The organism is Pseudomonas sp. sp1636 (genome assembly GCF_030376615.1).
Classification (GTDB): Bacteria; Pseudomonadota; Gammaproteobacteria; order Pseudomonadales; family Pseudomonadaceae; genus Aquipseudomonas.
Genome location: NZ_JARRAB010000025.1, coordinates 1 through 19,340, shown reverse-complemented (window position 1 = coordinate 19,340; position 19,340 = coordinate 1). Strand labels below are relative to the sequence as shown.

17 protein-coding genes are annotated in these 19,340 nt (G+C 63.1%); 14 read left to right on the top strand and 3 right to left on the bottom strand.

Annotated elements, in window-relative coordinates:
• The first annotated feature begins 118 nt into the window (after positions 1-118).
• The 11 genes from lptD (at position 119) to P8H27_RS19315 (ending at position 14,418) form a co-directional block, all read left to right on the top strand.
• On the top strand, positions 119-2,878 hold the full coding sequence (gene lptD, locus P8H27_RS19365) for an LPS-assembly protein LptD (RefSeq protein WP_289639362.1): 2,760 nt from the start codon (positions 119-121) through the stop codon (positions 2,876-2,878).
• Positions 2,859-4,151, top strand: a complete 1,293-nt coding sequence (locus P8H27_RS19360; protein ID WP_289639361.1) for a peptidylprolyl isomerase — start codon at positions 2,859-2,861, stop codon at positions 4,149-4,151. The genes lptD and P8H27_RS19360 overlap by 20 nt, the downstream gene beginning before the upstream one ends.
• 139 nt (positions 4,152-4,290) lie before the next feature.
• Positions 4,291-5,283, top strand: a complete 993-nt coding sequence (gene pdxA, locus P8H27_RS19355; RefSeq protein WP_289639360.1) for a 4-hydroxythreonine-4-phosphate dehydrogenase PdxA — start codon at positions 4,291-4,293, stop codon at positions 5,281-5,283.
• Positions 5,284-5,399: 116 nt separating this feature from the next.
• The gene (gene rsmA, locus P8H27_RS19350; RefSeq protein ID WP_289639359.1) at positions 5,400-6,215 is read left to right on the top strand and encodes a 16S rRNA (adenine(1518)-N(6)/adenine(1519)-N(6))-dimethyltransferase RsmA; all 816 of its coding nucleotides are present in this window, start codon (positions 5,400-5,402) and stop codon (positions 6,213-6,215) included.
• 30 nt (positions 6,216-6,245) lie between these two features.
• On the top strand, positions 6,246-6,626 hold the full coding sequence (gene apaG, locus P8H27_RS19345; RefSeq protein WP_289639358.1) for a Co2+/Mg2+ efflux protein ApaG: 381 nt from the start codon (positions 6,246-6,248) through the stop codon (positions 6,624-6,626).
• Positions 6,626-7,450, top strand: coding sequence for a symmetrical bis(5'-nucleosyl)-tetraphosphatase (locus tag P8H27_RS19340; RefSeq protein ID WP_289639357.1), 825 nt, complete (start codon positions 6,626-6,628; stop codon positions 7,448-7,450). Before apaG ends, P8H27_RS19340 begins: the two co-directional genes overlap by 1 nt.
• Positions 7,447-7,776 carry a thiosulfate sulfurtransferase GlpE gene (gene glpE, locus P8H27_RS19335; protein ID WP_289639356.1) on the top strand — a complete coding sequence of 110 codons (330 nt, stop codon included), beginning with the start codon at positions 7,447-7,449 and terminating at the stop codon, positions 7,774-7,776. Before P8H27_RS19340 ends, glpE begins: the two co-directional genes overlap by 4 nt.
• A 444-nt stretch (positions 7,777-8,220) precedes the next feature.
• Positions 8,221-10,143: a PrkA family serine protein kinase gene (locus tag P8H27_RS19330; RefSeq protein WP_289639355.1), complete on the top strand. Its 1,923-nt coding sequence runs from the start codon at positions 8,221-8,223 to the stop codon at positions 10,141-10,143.
• Positions 10,144-10,248: 105 nt separating this feature from the next.
• The gene (locus P8H27_RS19325) at positions 10,249-11,520 is read left to right on the top strand and encodes a YeaH/YhbH family protein (protein ID WP_289639354.1); all 1,272 of its coding nucleotides are present in this window, start codon (positions 10,249-10,251) and stop codon (positions 11,518-11,520) included.
• A complete protein-coding gene (locus tag P8H27_RS19320; protein ID WP_289639353.1) occupies positions 11,517-13,097 on the top strand; it encodes a SpoVR family protein in 1,581 nt (526 codons plus the stop codon). Before P8H27_RS19325 ends, P8H27_RS19320 begins: the two co-directional genes overlap by 4 nt.
• Before the next feature lie 97 nt (positions 13,098-13,194).
• Positions 13,195-14,418 (top strand): multifunctional CCA addition/repair protein, encoded by a 1,224-nt coding sequence (locus P8H27_RS19315; protein WP_289639352.1) that lies wholly within the window; start codon positions 13,195-13,197, stop codon positions 14,416-14,418.
• Between the two features lie 31 nt (positions 14,419-14,449).
• On the opposite strand, the gene folK is transcribed toward P8H27_RS19315, so the two are convergent.
• Both folK and folB read right to left on the bottom strand, forming a co-directional pair.
• Entirely contained in the window at positions 14,450-14,989 is a 540-nt protein-coding gene (gene folK / locus P8H27_RS19310) for a 2-amino-4-hydroxy-6-hydroxymethyldihydropteridine diphosphokinase (protein ID WP_289639351.1), read from the bottom strand.
• Positions 14,980-15,336, bottom strand: a complete 357-nt coding sequence (gene folB, locus P8H27_RS19305) for a dihydroneopterin aldolase (RefSeq protein ID WP_289639350.1) — start codon at positions 15,334-15,336, stop codon at positions 14,980-14,982. The genes folK and folB overlap by 10 nt, the downstream gene beginning before the upstream one ends.
• A 413-nt stretch (positions 15,337-15,749) precedes the next feature.
• Between folB and plsY the strand changes: the two genes are divergently transcribed.
• Complete coding sequence (plsY, locus tag P8H27_RS19300; protein ID WP_289639349.1) at positions 15,750-16,319, top strand: glycerol-3-phosphate 1-O-acyltransferase PlsY; 570 nt, start codon at positions 15,750-15,752, stop codon at positions 16,317-16,319.
• A 70-nt stretch (positions 16,320-16,389) separates the two neighbouring features.
• On the opposite strand, the gene tsaD is transcribed toward plsY, so the two are convergent.
• The gene (tsaD, locus tag P8H27_RS19295) at positions 16,390-17,415 is read right to left on the bottom strand and encodes a tRNA (adenosine(37)-N6)-threonylcarbamoyltransferase complex transferase subunit TsaD (RefSeq protein ID WP_289639393.1); all 1,026 of its coding nucleotides are present in this window, start codon (positions 17,413-17,415) and stop codon (positions 16,390-16,392) included.
• A gap of 205 nt (positions 17,416-17,620) precedes the next feature.
• Here tsaD and rpsU point away from each other — a divergent pair, with 205 nt between their 5' ends.
• Positions 17,621-17,836, top strand: a complete 216-nt coding sequence (rpsU, locus tag P8H27_RS19290; RefSeq protein WP_003296736.1) for a 30S ribosomal protein S21 — start codon at positions 17,621-17,623, stop codon at positions 17,834-17,836.
• A gap of 172 nt (positions 17,837-18,008) precedes the next feature.
• A partial coding sequence (dnaG, locus tag P8H27_RS19285) for a DNA primase (protein ID WP_289639348.1) occupies positions 18,009-19,340 on the top strand: 1,332 nt, incomplete at its 3' end.

Here is a 19,340-nt window from a genome sequence, read left to right as displayed (position 1 = left end):
GGTCTCCGACGGCGCTAGCCGTTGCGCGGGTCATGCTTTATTATCCAGCATCTTTTTCAGCCCATCGAGAGGCGTGCGGCCCCTGGGCCCAATGCGCGCAGGAAGCCCGGAAAACAAGATGGCAGTAAAATACCCTAGGTTCCGCAAAAAATTCCCTCTTCTGGTAACTGGCGGCCTTCTGGCCCTTCAGCCATTGGCCAGTCAATTCGCTGTCGCTGCCGAGCAATACGACTGCCAGGCATCCGCTACCGGAGGCTGGGCGTGCGCCCCGAAAACCAGTAGCGCTGCCGTGCCGGAGCGGCCCGAGCCGAGAGTTGCGAGCACGACCCAGCGCCGGGACAGTTCTGACGCGAGTCGAACCTCCCGCGCCACCCTGGTCACGCAGAGCGGCGGCAAAGCCCTGGCTTCGCGCAGCGCCGACTACAGCCACCTGGATTGGGTGCCTCGCGAGAATCTCAGCGAAGCGCAACTGGCGGAGGTCGGCCCTTACTGTGCTGGCGGCTATATCGAGCCAAGCCGGCCGGGGATGAACGACAAGACGCCGATGAACGAGGCACCGCTGTTCGTTTCCGCCAAAGCCTCGCGCTATGAGCAGGAACAACAAGTCGCGACCCTGGCCGGCGATGTGGTACTGCGCCAGGCCGGCATGCAGGTCGAGGCCGACGAAGCCAATCTGCGTCAAGCCGAGAACCGCGGCGAGCTGATTGGCAACGTGCGCCTGCGCGACCAGGGCATGCTGGTAGTCGGCGATCGCGCCGAACTGCAACTGGACAACGGCGAAGCCAAGGTCGACAACGCCGAGTATGTGCTGCACAAGAGCCATACCCGCGGCAGCGCGCTCTACGCCAAGCGGGAAGAAAGCGCGGTGATCCGCCTGAAAGACGGCACCTACACCTCCTGCGAGCCGGGCAGCAACACCTGGCACCTGAAAGGCAACAACGTCACCCTGAACCCGGCCACCGGTTTCGGCACGGCGACCAACGTGACCCTGCGGGTGAAGGATTTCCCGGTTTTCTACACCCCCTACATCTACTTCCCGATCGACGACCGCCGTCAGTCCGGCTTCCTGCCGCCAAGCTTCAGCAGCTCCAGCGATAACGGCTTCACCCTGCAGACGCCCTACTACTTCAACCTGGCGCCCAACTACGACGCCACGCTCTACCCGACCTACATGGCCGACCGCGGCCTGCTCCTGGAAGCCGAGGGCCGCTACCTGACCAAGAGCAGCGAAGGTCAACTGGGCGCGGCCTACCTCGCCGACAGCAACGACGAGCGCAAGCTGCAGTCCGACTACGAAGACCAGCGCTGGCTGTATAGCTGGCAACACAAGGGCGGCCTCGACTCGCGCCTGCTGGCCGAAGTCGACTACACCGACATCAGCGACCCCTATTACTTCCAGGATCTGGACACCGATCTCGGCATTGATTCCACCAGCTACGTCAACCAGCGCGGCACCCTGACCTATCGCGGCGACAGCTATGTTGCACGGTTGAATGCGCACGCCTACGAGCTGGCCAATATCACCGACATCACCCCGTACAACCGTTTGCCGCAGATCACCCTGAATGGCGCCCTGCCGTTCCAGCCGGGCGGTCTGAACATCAGCTACGGCAGCGAACTGGTGCGTTTCGACCGGGATCTGCGCTCGGGCAGCTTTATCAACGAAGACGGCATCGCCGAGCAACCCTGGTATGACGCCAACTTACGCGGCCTGGCCCGCGCCAACGGCACTCGCCTGCACCTGGAGCCGGCCGTCAGCCTACCGCTGGATTGGAGCTGGGGCTTCGTCAAGCCCCAGGTCAAATACCTGCACACCAACTACGACCTGAGCCTCGATCAGCGGGGCAAGACCAGCCTGCTGGCCGAACAGCAGTTCAACAGCAGCCAGAACCGCGGCGTACCTATCCTCAGCGTCGACAGCGGCCTGTACTTCGACCGCGACACCCAGTGGTTCGGCAAGAGCTATCGCCAGACCCTGGAACCGCGGCTGTTCTACCTCTACGTTCCGGAAGAAGACCAGACCGACATTCCGGTGTTCGACAGCGGCGAGAGCACCTTCAGCTATTCGTCGCTGTTCCGCGAGAACCGCTTCTCCGGCAAGGATCGCATCGGCGACGAGAACAAGTTGTCGCTGGGCGTGACCAACCGCTGGATCGAGAGCAACGGCTTCGAGCGTCAGCGCTTCAGCATCGGCCAGGCCTTCTACTTCGAAGACCGCCAGGTGCAGATGCCGGGCATCGACTACAAAACACGCCAGGACGCCCAGGCGTCGCAATCGCCTTACGCCCTGGAGTACCTGTACCGCTTCAACCGCGACTGGCGCCTCTCGTCGGACTTCAACTGGGATCCGGACACTCACCGCACCCGCTCGGGCAGCGCGATGTTCCACTACCAGCCGGAAGACAACCCGAACAAGGTGGTCAATGCCGGCTACCGCTACCGCAACGACACGATCCGCTTTGACCAAACCAGCGGCAACTGGGTGGTCGGCGGTGGCGACTACGGCACCCCGGGCAGCGCCAACTTCATCAAGGACTACTACAAGGTCAGCCAGCACGACTTCTCGGTGATCTGGCCGATCGTCCCGCAATGGAGCGCGATCTCCCGCTGGCAGTACGATTACGGCCGCAACCGTACCCTCGAGGCCTTCGGCGGTTTCGAGTACGACAGCTGCTGCTGGAAGCTGCGCCTGATCAATCGCTACTGGATCGACTATGACGAAGTCAGCCTGAACCCGTCGCTGAATGACGAGCCAGACCGTGGCATTTTCCTGCAAATCGTCCTCAAGGGTCTGGGCGGCGTGACAGGCAACAAGGTTGAGACTTTCCTCGACCAAGGCATTCAAGGTTATCGTGAACGTGAAGATCAAGCTTTCTGATTGCGTGCGCCCGCTGCTGCTGGGCGCGCTGTTTCTGGGTGCCGCGGTGCAAGCCGAGGTACAGCCCCTCAACCGCGTCGTAGCGATTGTCGACAACGACGTGATCATGCAGAGCCAGCTGGATGCGCGCCTGCGCGAGGTGCAGCAAACCATCGCCAAGCGCGGCGGCGCCTTGCCGCCGGAGCAGATTCTCAGCCAACAGGTGCTCGAGCGCCTGATCGTCGAGAATCTGCAACTGCAGATTGGCGACCGCTCCGGCATCCGCATCACCGACGAAGAACTCAACCAGGCACTTACCAGCATTGCCCAGCGCAACGGCATGAGCCTCGAGCAGTTCCGCGCCGCCCTGGTGCAGGATGGCCTGTCCTATGCCGATGCCCGCGACCAGGTACGCCGCGAGATGGTCATCAGCCGCGTGCGGCAACGCCGGGTGGCCGAACGCATTCAGGTCACCGATCAGGAAGTGCAGAATTTCCTGAGTTCCGACCTCGGCAAGCTGCAGCTGTCGGAAGAGTTCCGCCTGGCCAACATCCTCATTCCGCTGGCCGACGGCTCTTCCCCGCAGGCCATCCAGGCGGCTGAGCGCCAGGTACAGGAGCTTTACCAGCAACTGCGCGAAGGCGCCGACTTCGCCCAGATGGCGATAGCCCGCTCGGCCAGCGAGACCGCCCTTGAGGGCGGCGAAATGGGCTGGCGCAAGGCGGCGCAACTGCCACCGCCATTCGATGCCATGCTTGGCGCGATGGCGGTGGGCGATGTCACCGAGCCCATGCGCACCCCGGGCGGCTTCATCATGCTCAAGCTGCTGGAAAAACGCGGCGGCAGCAGCCAGGTGCGCGACGAGGTCAATGTTCGGCATATCCTGATCAAACCCAGCGAGATTCGTAGCGAGGCGGAAACCAAACGTTTGGTCGAGCGCCTGCATGAACGCCTCCTGGCCGGCGAAGATTTCAGCGAACTGGCGAAGAGCTTCTCGGAAGACCCGGGTTCGGCGCTCAATGGCGGCAGCCTCGACTGGATCGACCCCAGCGTACTGGTGCCCGAATTCCGCGAGGTGATGAGCAACACCGCCAGCGGCGAACTGTCCAAACCGTTCAAGAGCCCTTACGGCTGGCATGTGCTGCAGGTTGTAGGCCGCCGCGCCACCGATGGCAGCGCGCAGTTCCGCGAGCAACAGGCCTTGACCGTGCTGCGTAACCGCAAGTACGACGAAGAACTGCAAGCCTGGCTGCGGCAGATCCGCGACGAGGCCTACATCGAAATCAAGCTGTAGGCAAAGCGGATCAGACCAAAGCCCGGCGCTTGCTTCTCGCAGCTCCGGGCTTTTTTCGTTCGGCAGCCGGCGCGGCGTAACATAGCGCCCACGCCATGCACCGACGCCCTCCCCCGGCGCCACCATCGAGAATACGCCCATGACTACAGCGCCACTCTTCGCAGTCACCCCCGGCGAACCGGCCGGCATCGGCCCGGATCTGTGCCTGCTCCTGGCCCGAGAAGCGCAGCCCTACCCCCTGATCGCCATCGCCAGCCGCGACCTGCTCGCCAAACGGGCCACGCAGCTAGGCCTGGCCATCGAGCTGATCACGGTCGCCCCGAGTGCCTGCCCGACCCACGCGGCCAAAGCCGGTAGCCTGTACGTCTGGGATACGCCACTGGCCGCCCCGGTCATCGCCGGCCAACTGAATCCGGCCAATGCCGGCTATGTCCTGGAAACCCTGAGCCGCGCCGGCCAGGGCTGCCTCGACGGGCATTTCGCCGGGATGATCACCGCACCGGTGCACAAGGGCGTGATCAACCAGGCCGGTATTCCCTTCTCCGGACACACCGAATTTCTCGCCGACCTGACGCACAGCGAACAGGTGGTGATGATGCTCGCCACCCACGGCCTGCGCGTAGCCCTGGTGACCACCCACCTGCCGCTCAAGGAGGTTGCCGCCGCCATCACCGCCGAGCGCCTGACCCGGGTCAGCCGCATCCTCGACCATGACCTGCGCACTAAATTCGGCATCGCCCGGCCGCGCATCCTGGTCTGCGGCCTCAACCCGCACGCCGGCGAAGGCGGCCACCTCGGCCGCGAAGAGCTTGAGGTGATCGAACCGACCCTCGAGCGACTGCGCGGCGAAGGCATCGACTTGATCGGGCCGCTGCCGGCCGACACCCTGTTCACCCCCAAGCACCTCGATGATTGCGACGCCGTGCTGGCGATGTACCACGACCAGGGCCTGCCGGTACTCAAGTTCAAGGGCTTCGGCGCCGCGGTCAATATCACCCTGGGTCTGCCGATCATCCGCACCTCGGTCGACCACGGCACGGCGCTGGATCTGGCCGGCAGCGGCAGGATCGACACCGGCAGCCTGCGGGTCGCCCTGGAAACCGCCTACCAGATGGCCGCCAGTCAGGGCTGACGACTGCCAGCCAATCAGGATGCCGTCGGCGCGCGCAACTGGTAAGCTGCGCGCCTTTGCCTTGCTGCTTTGGGCGCTTGCGTGACGCTTGCAGCTTGAGGCTTGGAGCTGCCCCCATGTCCGAACACCCCCAACACCGTGCGCGCAAGCGCTTCGGCCAGAATTTTCTGCACGACGCCGGGGTCATCCACCGCATCCTGCGCGCCATTCATGCCCGTGAAGGCGAACGCATGCTGGAAATCGGCCCGGGCCAGGGCGCCCTCACCGAAGGGCTGCTCGGTAGCGGCGCACAACTCGACGTGATCGAACTGGATCGCGACCTGATCCCCCTCCTCAATGCCAAGTTTGCCGCAGAGCCGCGCTTCCAGTTGCATCAGGGCGACGCCCTGAAGTTCGACTTCGCCAGCCTGAACCCTGCCCCCCATAGCTTGCGGGTAGTCGGCAACCTGCCGTACAACATCTCCACCCCGCTGATTTTCCACCTATTGAACAACGCCGGGCTGATCCGCGACATGCACTTCATGCTGCAAAAGGAAGTGGTCGAGCGCCTGGCCGCAGGCCCCGGCGGCAAGGACTGGGGGCGCTTGTCGATCATGGTGCAATACCACTGCCGAGTGGAGCATCTGTTCAATGTCGGCCCCGGCGCGTTCAATCCGCCGCCCAAGGTCGACTCGGCGATAGTGCGGCTGGTGCCGCATGCAGTGCTGCCCCATCCGGCCAAGGATCACCGCCTGCTCGAGAACGTGGTGCGCGAGGCCTTCAACCAGCGGCGCAAGACCCTGCGCAACACGCTCAAGGCCCTGTTGAGCGCAACGGAAATCGAGGCGGCCGGCGTCGATGGCAGCCTGCGCCCCGAACAGCTGGATCTGGCCGCCTTCGTCCGCCTGGCCGATAAGCTGGCCGAGCAACCCAGCATCGACCGACCCAGCTAGACTGGTTTTCAGTTTACCGAGTACTAGTCAATGTCAGATCCCCGTTACCAGGTCGACGTCAACGTCACCACCCGCTATTTGCCGGAGCAGTCGCAGCCGGAGCAGAACCGCTTCGCCTTCGCCTATGACGTGACCATCGCCAACAACGGACAACTGCCGGCCAGATTGCTTTCGCGTCACTGGCTTATCACCGATGGCAACGGCCACGTGCAAGAAGTGCGGGGCGCGGGCGTGGTCGGCCAACAACCGCTGATTGCTGTCGGCGCCAGCCACACCTATAGCAGCGGTACCGTCATGGCCACCCACGTCGGCACCATGCAGGGCAGTTACCAGATGCTCGCCGAAGACGGCCAACACTTCGACGCCCTTATCGCGCCGTTCCGCCTGGCGGTGCCAGGCTCGCTGCACTGATGGCGACTTATGCCGTCGGCGACCTGCAGGGCTGCCTGAAACCCCTGCAATGCCTGCTGCAGCGGGTCGCATTCGAGCCCGGCAAAGATCGCCTGTGGCTGGTCGGCGACCTGGTCAACCGCGGCCCGCAATCGCTGGAAACCCTGCGCTTCCTCTACCAGATGCGCGATGCGCTGACTTGCGTGCTGGGCAACCATGACCTGCACCTGCTGGCCGTCGCGGCCAATATCGAACGACTGAAGAAGAGCGACACCCTGCAGGAGATTCTCGACGCCCCCGACCGCGCCGACCTGCTCGATTGGCTGCGCCGACAGAAGCTGCTGCATTACGACGCCGAGCGCGACCTCGTCCTGGTGCATGCCGGCATTCCACCGCAGTGGTCGCTGCAGAAAGCGCTCAGGCGCGCCGCCGAAGTAGAAGAGGCCCTGCTCGACGATGCACGCTTTCCGCTGTTTCTCGATGGCATGTACGGCAACGATCCGGCCAGATGGGACAAGAACCTGCACGGCGTGACCCGCCTGCGGGTGATCACCAACTATTTCACCCGCATGCGTTTCTGCACAGCCGATGGCACCCTGGATCTGCACAGCAAAGAAGGCATCGGCACCTCGCCACCCGGCTATGCGCCCTGGTTTAGCCACAAACAGCGCAAGACCCGCGGACAGAAGATCATCTTCGGCCACTGGGCCGCCCTGGAAGGTCGCTGCGACGAACCCGGCCTGTTCGCCCTGGACACCGGCTGCGTCTGGGGCGGCGCCCTGACCCTATTGAATATCGACAGCGGCGAACGCCACCGCTGCGACTGCAGTGAGGTGCCCGCATGAGCGAATTCACCCGTATTTCCCCGGCCCAGGCCCAGGTTCTGCGCCAGCAAGGCGCCGTCGTGGTCGACATCCGCGACCCGCAAAGCTTTGCCGCCGGCCACATCAAAGGCTCGCAGCACCTGGACAATCATTCGCTGCATGACTTTATCGCCAAGGCCGACCTCGACCAGCCGCTGATCGTCAGCTGCTACCACGGCAACTCCAGCCAGAGTGCCGCCGCCTACCTGGTCGGCCAAGGGTTCTCGACCGTCTACAGCCTGGATGGCGGCTTCGAGCTGTGGCGTGCGACCTTCCCGCAAGAGACCGCGCAAACCCCGGACGACTAATTGAACCGACCCGGTACCTCCCTCAGCTCTTCGGCCGGCCCGTCGCCATTCCAACGACGCCCTGGACAAGCGCAAAGCTGGCCTTATGCAGGCGGCGCGGCGGATCACCGAAGCGCAGGCCTGGCGAAGTGGGCCAACGCGGCATTGGCTACGCGACCAGGAAAATTTATTCGGCCCCGAGACCACGCCAATACTGGGCTACCGGCCAGGTCTAACCGGCGGTAATATCCTGTTATCGTTCGTTGCCACTTGACCTTGCCGATTCCGAACTATCCTTTAGCGCAGGCCATCCAAAACTAAGGTAGAGCCGGCCATCCGGCATCCGGGCCATCGGTAAGACCTTTAGGTGTTCTGGGGGATTCTTCTCGGCTGACACGTCAGCCGATTACCAGCACCCGCACGACCGATGCCACGGCGGCTTTATGCATCGAGCGAGGTGAAGTCATGAGCATTTTCAGCCACTTCCAGCAACGTTTCGAGGCGACCCGGCAGGAGGAGTACTCCCTGCAGGAGTATCTCGAACTGTGCAAGCAGGATCGCAGCGCCTACGCCACCGCAGCAGAGCGTCTGCTGCTGGCGATTGGCGAGCCTGAATTGCTCGATACCTCAAGCAACTCGCGGCTGTCGCGGATCTTCTCCAACAAGGTGATCCGCCGCTATCCGGCCTTCGCCGACTTCCACGGCATGGAAGAATGCATCGACCAGATCGTCTCCTACTTCCGCCATGCCGCCCAGGGTCTGGAAGAGAAGAAGCAGATCCTCTACTTGCTCGGCCCGGTTGGTGGCGGCAAGTCGTCGCTGGCGGAAAAACTCAAACACCTGATGGAAAAGGTGCCCTTCTATGCCATCAAGGGCTCGCCGGTGTTCGAGTCGCCGCTCGGCCTGTTCAACGTCGATGAGGACGGCGTCATCCTCGAAGAGGAATACGGCATCCCGCAGCGCTACCTGAACAGCATCATGTCGCCCTGGGCGACCAAGCGCCTGACCGAGTTCGGCGGCGACATCAGCCAATTCCGCGTGGTCAAGCTGTACCCCTCGATCCTCAACCAGATCGCCATCGCCAAGACCGAGCCGGGCGACGAGAACAACCAGGACATCTCCGCCCTGGTCGGCAAGGTGGATATCCGCAAACTGGAAGAATTCCCGCAGAACGACGCCGATGCCTACAGCTATTCCGGCGCCCTGTGCCGCGCCAACCAGGGCCTGATGGAGTTCGTCGAGATGTTCAAGGCGCCGATCAAGGTGCTGCACCCCCTGCTCACCGCCACCCAGGAAGGCAACTACAACAGCACCGAGGGCCTCGGCGCGATTCCCTACAGCGGCATCCTGCTGGCCCACTCCAACGAGTCGGAATGGCACAACTTCCGCAACAACAAGAACAACGAGGCGTTCATCGACCGTATCTACATCGTCAAGGTGCCCTACTGCCTGCGCGTCACCGACGAAATCAAGATCTACGAGAAACTCCTCACCAACAGTTCGCTGGCCAAGGCCCATTGCGCACCGGACACCCTGAAAATGCTCGCCCAGTTCTCGGTGCTGAGCCGCCTGAAGGAGCCGGAGAACTCGAATATCTACTCGAAGATGCGCGTCTACGACGGCGAAAACCTCAAGGACACCGACCCCAAGGCCAAGTCGATCCAGGAGTACCGCGACAATGCCGGGGTCGATGAAGGCATGAACGGTCTGTCGACCCGCTTCGCCTTCAAGATTCTGTCCAAGGTGTTCAACTTCGACCCCCACGAGATCGCGGCCAACCCGGTGCACTTGCTCTATGTGCTGGAGCAGCAAATCGAGCAGGAACAATTCCCCGCCGAAACCCGCGAACGCTACCTGCGCTTTATCAAGGAGTACCTGGCGCCGCGTTATATCGAATTCATCGGCAAGGAAATCCAGACCGCCTACCTGGAGTCCTACAGCGAATACGGGCAGAACATCTTCGACCGTTATGTGCTGTACGCCGACTTCTGGATTCAGGATCAGGAATACCGCGATCCGGAAACCGGCGAGATCCTCAACCGCGTCGCACTCAACGAGGAGCTGGAAAAGATCGAAAAACCGGCCGGCATCAGCAACCCGAAGGATTTCCGCAACGAGATCGTCAACTTCGTGCTGCGTGCCCGGGCCAACAACAACGGCAAGAACCCGACCTGGCTCAGCTACGAGAAACTGCGCGTGGTGATCGAGAAGAAAATGTTCTCCAACACCGAAGACCTGCTGCCGGTCATCAGCTTCAACGCCAAGGCGAGCAAGGAGGATCAACAGAAACACAACGACTTCGTCACTCGCATGGTCGAGCGCGGTTACACCGACAAGCAGGTGCGCCTGCTGTCCGAATGGTATCTGCGGGTTCGTAAATCGCAGTGAAGCAGCCATAAGCAACAAGCTTTAAGCTGCAAGCAAAGGTGGCCGCTCGCCGGAGCCGCACTTGCAGCGTGTGGCTTGTGGCTTGCAGCTCCCCGGAGGGGCCCTATGAGCCATGTGATCGACCGACGCCTGAACGGCAAGAACAAGAGCACGGTTAACCGCCAGCGCTTCTTGCGGCGTTACCGTGACCACATCAAGAAAGCCGTCGAAGAGGCGGTGAGCCGCCGTTCCATTACCGACATGGAGCATGGCGAACAGATCAGCATTCCCGGGCGCGACATCGACGAGCCGGTGTTTCACCACGGCCGCGGCGGCAAGCAGACCGTGGTGCATCCGGGCAACAGGGAATTCACGACCGGCGAACGCATCCCCCGTCCGCCGGGCGGCGGCGGCGGTCGAGGTGCTGGCAAGGCCAGCAACAGCGGCGAAGGCATGGATGAGTTCGTCTTTCAGATCACCCAGGAAGAATTTCTCGACTTCATGTTCGAAGACCTCGAGCTGCCCAACCTGGTGAAGCGCCACCTGACCGGCGCCGATACCTTCAAGACCGTGCGCGCGGGCATCAGCAACGAGGGCAACCCATCGCGGATCAACATAGTCCGCACCCTGCGCTCGGCCCACGCCCGGCGCATCGCACTGTCCGGCAGCAGCCGCGCCAAACTGAAAGAGGCACAGCTCGAACTGGAGCGACTGAAACGCGAAGAGCCGGACAACTTCGGCGATATTCAGGATATTGAAGCGGAAATCATCAAACTTCAGGCCCGCATTAAACGCGTGCCCTTCCTCGACACCTTCGACCTCAAATACAACCTGCTGGTCAAACACCCCAATCCCAGCTCGAAAGCGGTGATGTTCTGCCTGATGGACGTCTCCGGCTCCATGACCCAGGCCACCAAGGATATTGCCAAGCGCTTCTTCATCCTGCTGTACCTGTTTCTCAAGCGTAACTACGACAAGATCGACGTGGTGTTCATCCGCCACCACACCAGCGCCAAGGAGGTGGACGAGGAGGAGTTCTTCTACTCCCGCGAAACCGGCGGCACCATCGTCTCCAGCGCGCTCAAATTGATGCAGGAGGTCATGGCCGAGCGTTATCCCACCAACGAATGGAATATCTACGGTGCCCAGGCGTCGGATGGCGACAACTGGAACGACGACTCGCCGATCTGCCGGGATATATTGATCAAGCAGATCATGCCGTTCGTGCAGTACTTCACCTACGTCGAGATCACCCCGCGCGAGCACCAGGCGCTGTGGTTCGAGTACGAGCAGGTCAGCGAGGCCTTTGACGACACCTTTGCCCAGCAGCAACTGGTGTCGGCAAGCGATATCTATCCAGTGTTCCGCGAACTGTTCCAGCGGAGGCTATCGACATGACAGCGTATGACAGCGCCACGCATGAGAAGAAACGTCAACCGATCTCCATCAGCTCGGAGTGGACCTTCGAGCTGATCCGCGCCTACGACCGCGAGATCGGCCGGCTCGCCGAGCGCTATGCACTGGACACCTATCCCAACCAGATCGAGCTGATCACCGCCGAACAGATGATGGACGCCTACGCCTCGGTGGGCATGCCGCTGGGTTATCACCACTGGTCCTACGGCAAGCACTTCCTCAGCACCGAGAAGAATTACAAACGCGGGCAGATGGGCCTGGCCTACGAAATCGTGATCAACTCCGACCCTTGCATCGCCTACCTGATGGAAGAGAACACCATGTGCATGCAGGCACTGGTGATTGCCCATGCCTGCTACGGCCACAACAGCTTCTTCAAGGGCAACTACCTGTTCCGCACCTGGACCGACGCCAGCTCGATCGTCGACTACCTGGTGTTCGCCAAGCAATACATCATGCAGTGCGAGGAGCGCCATGGCATCGATGCGGTGGAAGACCTGCTCGACTCCTGCCACGCCCTGATGAATTACGGGGTCGACCGCTACAAGCGGCCCTACCCGATTTCCGCCGAGGAGGAACGGCGCCGGCAGAAGGAGCGCGAGGAACACCTGCAAAAACAGATCAACGACCTCTGGCGCACCATTCCCAAGGGCGCCGGCAAACGCGGCGAGTACGACAACAAGCGCTTCCCCTCGGAACCCCAGGAAAACATCCTGTATTTCCTGGAAAAACATGCGCCCCTACTCGAGCCCTGGCAGCGGGAGGTGATCCGCATCGTGCGCAAGATCGCCCAGTACTTCTACCCGCAGCGCCAAACCCAGGTGATGAACGAGGGCTGGGCCTGCTTCTGGCATTACACCCTGATGAACGACCTGTACGACGAGGGTCTGGTCACCGACGGCTTCATGATCGAGTTTCTCCAGTCGCACACCAGCGTGATCTACCAACCGCCCTTCGACAGCCCCTATTACAGCGGCATCAACCCCTACACCCTGGGCTTCGCCATGTACCGCGACATCCGTCGGATCTGCGAAGAGCCCACCGCCGAGGACAAACACTGGTTCCCCGATATCGCCGGCAGCGACTGGCTGACCACCCTCAAGTTCGCCATGAGCAGCTTCAAGGACGAGAGCTTCATCCTGCAGTACCTGTCGCCCAAGGTGATCCGCGACCTCAAGCTGTTCAGCATCCTCGATGACGACCAGAAGGATGAGCTGATAGTCCCGGCCATCCATGACGAACCGGGCTACCAAAGCATCCGCGAAACCCTGGCCGCCCAGTACAACCTGGGCAATCGCGAACCCAACATCCAGATCTGGAGCATCGACCGCCGCGGCGACCGCTCGCTGACCCTGCGCCATCAGCAGCACGACCGCAAACCCCTGGGCAACTCCACCGACGAAGTGCTCAAGCACCTGCATCGCCTCTGGGGTTTCGACATTCACCTGGAGACCCTGCAGGGCGACAAATTGATCGACACCCAGCACGTACCGCCCAAGGGGGACAACGATCAGGGCAACGACTACCCCCGACTCGACCTGAGCATTCCGCCGATTTGATCGGCGGCGTGAAGCCTGCGCCAGGCGCCGATCCGGCAACTTCCTGGCCGCCCGCGCACCCGAACCGTTATCCTCTGCGCTCAGCGGAGGAACAGACATGCAAATCTACAAAGTCGGCGGCGCGGTGCGCGATCGCCTGCTGGGTCGAACGGTGACCGAGGTCGACTGGGTGGTGGTCGGCGCCAGTGCCGAGCAGATGCTGGAGCAGGGCTATCGCCCGGTGGGCGCAGACTTCCCGGTGTTCCTGCACCCGCAAACCGGCGAGGAGTATGCCCTGGCGCGCACCGAGCGCAAGAGCGGGCGCGGCTATGGCGGCTTCACCTTCTACGCCAGCCCGGACGTCACCCTCGAAGAAGACCTGATCCGCCGCGACCTCACCGTCAACGCCATGGCCGAGGATGCCCAGGGCCGCCTGATCGACCCCTATGGCGGCCAGCGCGACCTCGCCGCCAAGCTGCTGCGGCACGTCTCCCCGGCCTTCGCCGAAGACCCGCTGCGGGTGCTGCGGGTCGCCCGCTTCGCCGCGCGCTACGCACCACTGGGCTTTCGCGTGGCGCCCGAGACCCTGGCCCTGATGCGGCAACTGAGCGGCTCCGGCGAGCTGGCGGCGCTGACCGCCGAGCGCAGCTGGAAGGAAATTTCCCGCGCCCTGCTCGAACCGCGCCCCGACGTGTTCGTCCAGGTACTGCGCGACTGCGGCGCCCTCGAGGCGCTGCTGCCGGAAGTCGACGCCCTGTTCGGCGTGCCCCAACCACCCGCCCATCACCCGGAAATCGACACCGGCGCGCATGTCCTCAGCGTGCTGCGTCAATGCGCCGAACACCAACAACCGCTGGCGGTGCGCTGGGCCTGCCTGCTGCACGATGTCGGCAAAGGCCTGACCCCGGTCGCCGACTGGCCGCGGCATATCGCCCACGAGCAGCGCGGCCTGAAGCTGATCCGCGCGATCAACCAGCGCAGCAAGGCACCGAAAGACTGCCAGGAACTGGCCCTGCTGGTCGGCGAATACCACACCCACGGCCACCGCGCCCTGGAGCTGAAAGCCTCGACCCTGCTGAAACTGCTGCAGCACTTCGACGTATTTCGCCGCCCGCAGCGCTTCGAGGCATTCATCGCGGCCTGCGAAATGGATGCCCGCGGGCGGGACGGGCTGGAACAACGCGACTACCCGCAGGCCGGCTACCTGCGCGGCGCCATGCAGGCGGTGCGTGCCGTGGCGGTACAGCCGCTGCTGGAGCAGGGCTTGCAAGGCCCCGAGCTGGGCGAGGCGCTTATGCGCGAGCGCCTCAAGGCGCTCAAGGCCTACAAGGCACAGCCGTAGGCCCGTGCCCTGACGGATGGCGCAGGGCCGCCTAGGCGCGCCGTGGAGAGGCCTGAAGCAACTCGGCCGGGGTCAGCTCGCGGCCGCGCCACTGGAATGCCACAGGCTGGAGTTGCTGCTCGATCCGCGCCGCCCGCCACAGCGCGGCAAAGCTGCGCTGTTCGGCGGGGTGCAGGGTATCCGGCAGCAGCAGCGCCAACGGCCAGAGCACAAAGGCGTTTTTCAGGATTTCCGCGCGCGGCAGCACCAGCCCGTCGAAATTGCCGACCTGATCGCCATACAGCAGCACATCGATATCCAACGGCAGACCCTTGCGCTCGGGCGCATAACGGCCGTTGTCCGCCTCGATGAACTTCAGCCGGCGATCCAATTCACCCAGCGGCAGCTCGCTATAGCCCGTCACCACCAGATTGAAGAAGGGCCCGCTCTTGATGCCCACCGCCTGACTTTCGAACACTGGCGAGCAGCGCATGTCGCGAAGGATAGCGGCCAACGCATCGAGCCCGGCGTGCAAATGAGCCTCACGCTCGATATTGCTACCCAGGCCAAGCACAACCGGAATTAGCGACATCCGCGCTCGATCTCCACGCCAACACCGCCAATCGCCGCCGGCACCGCACCGGGCTTGGTCACCCTGAGGCGCAGCCAGGGAATCTGGAACTCGCTCATCAACACCGCGGCCAGCCGCTCGGCAAAGGTCTCCACCAGAATGAACTGCGCCTCGCTGGCGAAGGCCTGCACGCGCGCCGACACCGCCGCGTAATCGAGCGCCCGGTTCAGGTCGTCACCCGCCGCTGCCGGACGGTTGTCCCAACCCAGGCACAGATCCAGGCGCAAACACTGGCGAATGGTTCGCTCCCAGTCATAGGCGCCGATTACCGTATCGACTTCCAGACCTTCAATAAAAACTATGTCCAAGCACTCTCTCCACAACACGACAAACCACCACACGACAAAGTCGCACCATATCGCTGGCTGACCGAGGAACCACTACTGCGCACGACTATACGGCGTTGAAATCAGGTTTAGCTGCTCATTTGCGACTCGTACACCACGCTTTCGACTCATCGTGCTCGCCCTGCAAGCCATCGCCCACCGCACCGGGGTTAGCACCTTGCGCAGTACAACCGTGTTAAGCCCGACAGGCTGCTAGCAGGCCGTTGAAAAACTACCTACGTTGCCGATACGGCGTTAAAAACAGGCTCGGAATGCTCATTTACAGCTCGTAAACTCCGCTTCCTCGCCTGTTTTTGCCTTGTCTCGACTGCCTCGCCTACGTTGCTCAACGGCCTGCTAGAATCCAGCCATTCCCTCAGCGAGCAATGGATACCATGTTTTGGCTACTGGCGATCCTCGCCTACCTGCTCGGCTCACTGTCCTTCGCCATTCTCCTCAGCCGCAAGACGGGCGGGCCGGATCCGCGCGCCAGTGGCTCCGGCAACCCCGGTGCCACCAATATGCTGCGCCTCGCCGGTAAACGCTTGGCCACCCTGACCCTGCTCGGCGACCTGTTCAAAGGCTTGCTCCCGGTACTGGGCGGCGCCCTGCTTGGCTTGAGCCTGCAGCAACAAGCCTGGCTGGGCCTCGCCGCCGTCATCGGCCACCTGTACCCGCTGTACTTTCGCTTCCGTGGCGGCAAAGGCGTTGCCACTGCCGCGGGCATGCTGCTGGGGCTTTACCCGCCAGCGGCACTGCTGGCCGCCGGCACCTGGCTACTGAGTTTCAACCTGACCCGCACCAGCTCATTGGCCGCCCTGATCGCCACCCCACTGAGCCTGCCACTGCTGGCCTGGCAACAACCGGAAGCATTGCTGCCGATGAGCGCCGTGACCGGCCTGATCGTCTGGCGGCACCGCAGCAACCTGCGCGACCTGCTCGACGGCCGAGAGCGGCAGTTCTGAGGGACGCCCAAGCGATACCCAGCAGCATCAAGCGTTCTCGGCGCCCCCGGCACCGGCTTGTAGTCTGCCTCTAGAGCGCCGGCAGCTGCTCCATCGGCCAACGCGCCTGCACCGTGATGCTCAAGCCGTCATGCTGGCCGGCCTGGAGACGCTGGCAGCCGGCATAGGCGATCATCGCGCCATTGTCGGTGCAGAACGCCGGACGAGCATAGAACACCTGCCCCCTGAGCTCGCCCAGCATGTTTTCCAGGCCCGAACGCAACGCCTTGTTCGCACTGACACCGCCGGCGATCACCAGGCGATTCAAGCCGGTCTGTTTGAGCGCCCGCCGGCACTTGATGGTCAGGGTCTCGACCACCGCCTGCTGGAACGCCAGGGCGACGTCACTGCGGGTCTGCTCGCCGTCATCGCCGGCGGCGCGGCACTGCTGCCAGGTATTCAGGGTAAAAGTCTTCAAACCGCTGAAACTGAAATCCAGCCCCGGCCGATCGGTCATCGGCCGCGGGAAGGTAAAGCGTCCCGGCGTGCCCTGCTCGGCCAGCCGCGCGATTTCCGGCCCGCCCGGGTATTGCAGGCCCATCAACTTGGCGGTCTTGTCGAAGGCTTCGCCGGCGGCATCGTCGAGGGACTCGCCGAGCAACTGATAACGACCGATGCCATCGACCCGCACCAGCTGGGTATGGCCACCGGAGACCAACAAAGCGACGAACGGAAAAGCCGGCGGATTTTCTTCCAGCATCGGCGCCAGCAAGTGGCCTTCCATATGGTGCACGCCCAGCGCCGGAATGCCCCAGGCAAAGGCCAGCGCCTGGGCACAGGAAGCCCCCACCAGCAGCGCCCCGACCAGGCCGGGGCCGGCGGTATAGGCAATGGCCTGGATATCGCCGGCTGTGCATTCGGCCTCGGCCAATACCTCGCGAATCAACGGCAGCATGCGTTTGACGTGATCGCGCGAGGCCAGTTCGGGCACCACCCCGCCGTAGATACGGTGCTGATCGATCTGGCTGAACAACGCATCCGCCAGCAGGCCACGCTCGCTATGATAGAGTGCGACACCGGTCTCATCGCAGGAAGTTTCCAATCCCAGTACCAGCATGGGCAACGCCTTGATATCGAGGGCTAAACGCCAGAAGGCGCGCATGATAATCGGCGCCGACGGACTCAGACCAGCGCTTTTCGATCAGAGGCTTTGCATTCCGGCCAATGAGGCGGTAACATCCGCAACCCTTAAAAACGTACGTTCTCCAGCGCCATTTGCCAGGAGTACGACACCCCCCGGTAATAAAGAAGGTACGCCCTGGATGCCAGCCGTCAAAGTTAAAGAGAACGAACCCTTCGACGTAGCTCTGCGTCGTTTTAAGCGCTCCTGCGAAAAAGCCGGTGTTTTGGCCGAAGTTCGCAGCCGTGAATTTTATGAAAAGCCGACTTCCGAGCGTAAGCGCAAAGCAGCAGCCGCTGTTAAGCGTCACGCCAAGAAAGTACAGCGCGAACAGCGCCGTAGCGTCCGCCTGTACTAAGCGCCGCGGCTTTCGCCTGCACGCATAGCTACAAGCGCAACGCCTGAATGCCCGGCCTCGGCCGGGCTTCGCTTTGGGACTCCGCACCACCCACGGGTGGCGCGGAGTCTTTTAGTTTCCGTTTCCCGCAATATTTGTCCAGCCGCCTCGCACGGCAGTATCCTGAGCGCCTATGGCCGGCCTGATCCCACAGTCTTTTATCGATGACCTGCTCAACCGCACCGACATCGTCGACGTGGTCGCCTCGCGCATCCAGCTGAAAAAGGCCGGCAAGAATTACACCGCCTGCTGCCCCTTCCATAAAGAAAAAACCCCCTCGTTCAGCGTCAGCCCGGACAAACAGTTCTATTACTGCTTCGGCTGCGGTGCCGGTGGCAACGCCCTGGGCTTTGTCATGGATCACGACCAACTGGACTTCCCCCAGGCGGTCGAAGATCTGGCCAAGCGCGCCGGCATGGACGTGCCGCACGAGGAAGGCGGACGCAACAGCAACAACAAACCGCGCCAACCCAGCGACTCACCGCTTTACCCGCTGCTGAGCGCCGCCGCCGAGTACTACCGCCAGGCCTTGAAGGGCCACCCGCAGCGTCAGGCCGCCGTCGACTACCTCAAGGGCCGCGGCCTGTCCGGCGAGATCGCCCGCGATTTCGGCCTCGGCTTCGCCCCGCCCGGCTGGGACAACCTGCACAAGCACCTGGCCAGCGACAGCCTGCAACAGAAGGCCATGATCGATGCCGGCCTGCTGGTGGAAAACGCCGACAACCCGGAGAAAATCAAGCGCTACGACCGCTTCCGCGACCGGGTGATTTTCCCCATCCGCGACAGCCGCGGCCGGGTGATCGCCTTCGGCGGGCGAGTGCTCGGCGACGACAAACCCAAGTACCTGAACTCCCCGGAAACCCCGGTTTTCCACAAGGGCCAGGAACTCTACGGCCTGTTCGAGGCCCGCAAGAGCAACCGCGACCTCGACGAGATCATGGTGGTCGAGGGCTACATGGACGTCATCGCCCTGGCCCAGCAAGGCCTGCGCAACGCCGTCGCCACCCTCGGCACCGCCACCAGCGCAGAACACCTCAAGCGCCTGTTCCGCATCGTGCCCAGCGTGCTGTTCTGCTTCGACGGCGACGCGGCCGGGCGCAACGCGGCCTGGCGCGCCCTGGAGGCGACCCTGCCCAGCCTGCAGGACGGTCGGCGCGCGCGCTTCCTGTTCCTCCCCGACGGCGAAGACCCGGACACCCTGGTGCGCAGCGAAGGCACCGACGCCTTTCGCGCCCGCATCAACCAGCAGGCGCAACCGCTGGCCGACTACTTCTTCCAGCAGCTCAGCGAAGAGGCCGACCCGCGCTCACTGGAGGGCAAGGCGCACCTGGTGACCCTGGCCGCCCCGCTGATCGACAAGATCCCCGGCCACAACCTGCGCACCCTGATGCGCCAGCGCCTCAGCGAAATCACCGGCCTCAGCGGCGAAGCCCTGAGCCAGATGGCACCCGCCGCCAAGAGCAGC

What these genes read in the sequence shown, in the direction of transcription:
- lptD (WP_289639362.1), top strand. Translation starts at nt 119, where the DNA reads ATGGCAGTAAAATACCCTAGGTTCCGCAAAAAATTCCCTCTTCTGGTA.
- pdxA (WP_289639360.1), top strand. Translation starts at nt 4,291, where the DNA reads ATGACTACAGCGCCACTCTTCGCAGTCACCCCCGGCGAACCGGCCGGC.
- rsmA (WP_289639359.1), top strand. Translation starts at nt 5,400, where the DNA reads ATGTCCGAACACCCCCAACACCGTGCGCGCAAGCGCTTCGGCCAGAAT.
- apaG (WP_289639358.1), top strand. Translation starts at nt 6,246, where the DNA reads ATGTCAGATCCCCGTTACCAGGTCGACGTCAACGTCACCACCCGCTAT.
- P8H27_RS19340 (WP_289639357.1), top strand. Translation starts at nt 6,626, where the DNA reads ATGGCGACTTATGCCGTCGGCGACCTGCAGGGCTGCCTGAAACCCCTG.
- glpE (WP_289639356.1), top strand. Translation starts at nt 7,447, where the DNA reads ATGAGCGAATTCACCCGTATTTCCCCGGCCCAGGCCCAGGTTCTGCGC.
- P8H27_RS19330 (WP_289639355.1), top strand. Translation starts at nt 8,221, where the DNA reads ATGAGCATTTTCAGCCACTTCCAGCAACGTTTCGAGGCGACCCGGCAG.
- P8H27_RS19325 (WP_289639354.1), top strand. Translation starts at nt 10,249, where the DNA reads ATGAGCCATGTGATCGACCGACGCCTGAACGGCAAGAACAAGAGCACG.
- P8H27_RS19320 (WP_289639353.1), top strand. Translation starts at nt 11,517, where the DNA reads ATGACAGCGTATGACAGCGCCACGCATGAGAAGAAACGTCAACCGATC.
- P8H27_RS19315 (WP_289639352.1), top strand. Translation starts at nt 13,195, where the DNA reads ATGCAAATCTACAAAGTCGGCGGCGCGGTGCGCGATCGCCTGCTGGGT.
- folK (WP_289639351.1), bottom strand. Translation starts at nt 14,989, where the DNA reads ATGTCGCTAATTCCGGTTGTGCTTGGCCTGGGTAGCAATATCGAGCGT.
- plsY (WP_289639349.1), top strand. Translation starts at nt 15,750, where the DNA reads ATGTTTTGGCTACTGGCGATCCTCGCCTACCTGCTCGGCTCACTGTCC.
- tsaD (WP_289639393.1), bottom strand. Translation starts at nt 17,415, where the DNA reads ATGCTGGTACTGGGATTGGAAACTTCCTGCGATGAGACCGGTGTCGCA.
- rpsU (WP_003296736.1), top strand. Translation starts at nt 17,621, where the DNA reads ATGCCAGCCGTCAAAGTTAAAGAGAACGAACCCTTCGACGTAGCTCTG.